The sequence below is a fragment of the Marinospirillum insulare DSM 21763 genome, from assembly GCF_000686905.1.
GTDB classification, from domain to species: domain Bacteria; phylum Pseudomonadota; class Gammaproteobacteria; order Pseudomonadales; family Halomonadaceae; genus Marinospirillum; species Marinospirillum insulare.
The window spans coordinates 1-3,736 of record NZ_JMLW01000064.1 but is presented as its reverse complement, the minus strand read 5'-3'; the positions used below and the strand labels follow the sequence as shown (position 1 = coordinate 3,736).

Below are 3,736 nucleotides of genomic sequence, written 5' to 3'. Positions count from 1 at the left end.
ATAATAGACCTAGAGAATCACTTGGTATGAAAACACCGAATGAGGTATTGTTCGAAGAATTACAGGCTGTTGCACTAGCAAGTTGAATCCAGGTTATTCCAAAAACCCAAATAAGAGCCGTAAGCAACTACATACAAGTTAATATTTTCAGGTGCATCTTTTATCAGCCAGCTTTCTAAATCCGTCTTTAATCGAAAACCGGTAAAAACAAAATCATCTAAATAAATATAAGTGGTTGCCTCTGTCGCAGAGCAATTATCTACCGTCACTGTACCGTGACACTCTTCCAATAAAATCTCATTAAATAAACTCAACATCTCACCTTGACTGTTGCCGCGCTGCTGAATTCGTAATAAATTTATATTTTTCCACTAGTTGCATTTTGAATCATTAGATTTAATGGCATTAAATAAGTTACGCAAAAATGATTTCATGGTCTGCCGAGTAATGTACGTGCGCTCTAGCACATAAGCCAATTCGTTTAATAATGGCAAGCGTACATTTTCGTCAAACTGCTCAATCCATTTATAAACATGCGCTTCATCAAAATTAAATCCCGGCTCACCAGCACGATAACAGCCTGCTATCCTTATGATTTCGTTAATCGCTGAACGAATATTCTGATCTATTTGCATAGTTACTCCCTGTATTTTCTATAAAATTAAAAAACATCCGTGCGCTTGATGGTTTATGAGTTCAGGCTTTTTTCTAAAGACTGTAAATAGCTTTCAATTAAATTTCTAGCTGCCGTTCTTGCCTCGCGTAACTCTGTTTGAGTAGCTTCACGCAACTGCCCTACTGAACTTCCTCTATGTCGTCCCTGCTTTAGTGGTAAAGCATTTGCTAGCTTGCCTATTTCATCCCAAGTGCTTTCTTTAATTTGCAGTTGTTTAATTGCTTTTTTCTTAGAGCCAAAATGTTGATTCAGTGCATCTCTTATCTCGTATAGGTGAACCAGCTCATTATCAGGATCATCAACTGACTTTTGGTAACTTTGAAGCATGTGGGCAAGCGTTATGTCTGTTGCTCTAAATCGATTAATAGCACCTGCAAACCACCGCTGTTTATTTAGTCTTTCTTGTTTTGTATCTAATACAATATTGTCACTAAGATCCTTTATTATTAAATCTGCAGAAATACTAGAAGAAACTGAAATGCTGTCGTGGAACTCAAGATAAATAGTTCGCTTTCCATTATTTAAAATATCCGTTCGCACTGGTTCACTTAGATTAAAGCCTGCATGTGTGAATAGTTGAACAGCAAAAAAATAGTTTTCTATTTTATGAGTTAGCGCATCACGGATGTCTTTATTTTCCTCGAAAAAACTAGGCTCTAGAGTAGCCATAGCTTTACCGTTATCTATTTTTATCGAGCAGCCATCAATCTCTAATGAAATTGACTCTTCTAAATAGGTTGCTGGGGAGTAAGTCCATTCTAATTGAATACTAATAACGTCTTTAGCCATTTTTTTACGTCAAAAAATACGCCGAAGCATCAGCTGGGTTTGCTCCACTACCATCATAAGCAGTACCTAACTCCTGTGGGTCCACAATTGGCTGTGGCCAGATTTTGTTGCTACCAAGCCAGTTATCAAAACCAACTGTATCTAGCTGCTGAAAAAATGCATCACTGGTGTTGTTCGTGGCTATGCTGGATGCCCAATACCCCAAGCTGCTCGCTACTATATCCATTACTTGGATTTGCTTAACCTGCTTAGAGCATACGAAATCTAGCGTTTTGGCTTTCAGGGGCAGTGTAAATTTGCGTCTATCGTATCCTGCAACCACCTCGCTTTTGGTCCAATCCATAAACTGCGTGACCATGTGTTGCTGCTGCTCCAGAGTGTTGGAATCATCGTGTTTAACAGCAATACCACAGCATATTTGAGTAGCTAATATTTTGACCGTTTTTATAAAAGTCATAGCCGTGCGCGTTGTAATAAGACTCTATAAGCGTATCGACTATTTTCGTAAGCGCCATAAACTCTTTATGCATTGCATGGATCTTTATGTGCTTCGTATTTATTAGCTCATCTGTTAATAGCTTTATTATTGCATCGCGCCCTGCTGGCGATTTCCGTAAACGCTTAAAGTGAGCTTCTGTTGCTGCGGAACTGGATAAATGACTTAAAAGATATTCAGCTTCTGCAAGCGAAAAATCACAACTGGCCGTCGCAAATACGGGTTGGTCTTTATCAAGTAAGTTTGAGCCGGTGTTGCCTGATTCGTCGATGTAGATGGTTTTCAAAGCGGCTCTCACTTTAAATAAACTTAGGTCAGTAGTTGCGAACCTGCGATGATGCTCACGCCAATAGCCAAGATTGTTTCAAAAACTGAGCCAAACAAAGCTCGCATACAGCATTTAATAGTTTGCGCCATAGTTACCTCCTTAGTTTTGTTATCGTTTGCAGTAGATACAAGACGGATATATACATATCGGCATAACACTAAAAAAAGGGCTAAGGCACCAACAAGCACCCAAGGAATTGAACCCTGAACTACCACCCCTACTGGCCTAAGCTTACTTCGCCCAATTAACAATTTCCGTGTTCTTCGGTGGATTCCGTAGCTAAATGATAAAAAACTTTCGTGCGTTTCATGGCTAAAAAATCAAACCACCTAACTATTTACGTATTTCCTGCAGGAAGCGGTAGGTTTTTAGCAGTTTGGAGTTGATTTTGCTGATAGCGAAGTAAGGGGTTTGTTTTGCGCCGAAGGCTCTGAAGAAGCGTTCTACGGGTTCTAGCATGGAGCCTTCAAAGTCAAATTTATTTTTTATTAAACAACCAAGGCCAAGGTATAGGCCAAACGTACATAGTCTTGCCTTCTTTACCTAAAGCTACAGTTCTTTCAATAAGAGTTTTGGCTTTAATTGCATATACCTCTAGGCCATCTATTGTTTCTTCTATCAGCTCATCTTTAGAAAAATATTTTGCAATTTTAGGAGTGTATATTTGACCTGTCCGCTGTTTGTAACAGTGCTGTCCTATTTCCCCTTGGCTGTCTTTAAATTCATAACATACTTGATTACGGAATAATTTTTTAAAGTAGGGGCTTTCCTTCCATAATGCACTTTCAACACAATGCAGGGAAGTTGCTACTTGCAGTCTATGACCAACACCTAAACCAACAATCCAAGCATTTTCAAATTCGCCTAAACGGTAATAAGGTGAGTTTGTATCCCATGATGTTTCACTTAGGTGATGGTCTTTCGTCAAATATTCTGCTTTTTCACCTAAAGCACAAACCGAGTGGTTTAAGTTAATGCTGCGTTTTACATTTGGATAACGACGAAATACTTCTGTCAACATGCCAGCAGCAGAGGGCGTACGTTTTACGTTAAAAATTGCACCATTAATTTGTGGTGTATTAGGAATAGCTGGCATAGCTAGTGTGCCAGCTTCACCTACTTGGTTTATCAAAGTCTTTATAAGGTCGGGGGCAGTAATTAGTCCACTATTTAGGTTTTCCCATGAGGAGTGAACAAAAAGCACATCACCATTTTTAATACCAACACGATCTAGGAAGGCTTGGATAGTATTTATTTGTACTTTTGAAGGCGTAGTCTTATTATTAGAAGTATGATTTTTATTATGTAAATATGTGGTTATACGGCCTGCTAAAATATCAGGTATTTTTTTATAATGCCTGGATTCAACTCTCAAGTGCAACTCATTAAACTAGGATTGGATGGCAAGCTGCTGTAGCATCTTATGCTTTTCAATCGACCAAGAATG

General features: G+C 38.7%; 4 protein-coding genes and 1 pseudogene. All 5 read right to left on the bottom strand.

Annotated elements, in window-relative coordinates; genetic code table 11:
• Window positions 1–74: 74 nt before the first annotated feature.
• Window positions 75–635 (bottom strand): annotated as a pseudogene (locus BP27_RS17620) (phosphoribosyltransferase-like protein).
• Between the two features lie 53 nt (window positions 636–688).
• A complete protein-coding gene (locus BP27_RS0113560; protein ID WP_027851986.1) occupies window positions 689–1,465 on the bottom strand; it encodes a hypothetical protein in 777 nt (258 codons plus the stop codon).
• Between the two features lie 4 nt (window positions 1,466–1,469).
• On the bottom strand, window positions 1,470–1,922 hold the full coding sequence (locus BP27_RS0113555; RefSeq protein ID WP_150112079.1) for a hypothetical protein: 453 nt from the start codon (window positions 1,920–1,922) through the stop codon (window positions 1,470–1,472).
• Window positions 1,861–2,247 (bottom strand): DUF3800 domain-containing protein, encoded by a 387-nt coding sequence (locus BP27_RS0113550; protein ID WP_150112078.1) that lies wholly within the window; start codon window positions 2,245–2,247, stop codon window positions 1,861–1,863. Before BP27_RS0113550 ends, BP27_RS0113555 begins: the two co-directional genes overlap by 62 nt.
• Window positions 2,248–2,767: 520 nt before the next feature.
• On the bottom strand, window positions 2,768–3,664 hold the full coding sequence (locus BP27_RS0113540; protein WP_027851983.1) for an AAC(3) family N-acetyltransferase: 897 nt from the start codon (window positions 3,662–3,664) through the stop codon (window positions 2,768–2,770).
• Window positions 3,665–3,736: the final 72 nt, after the last annotated feature.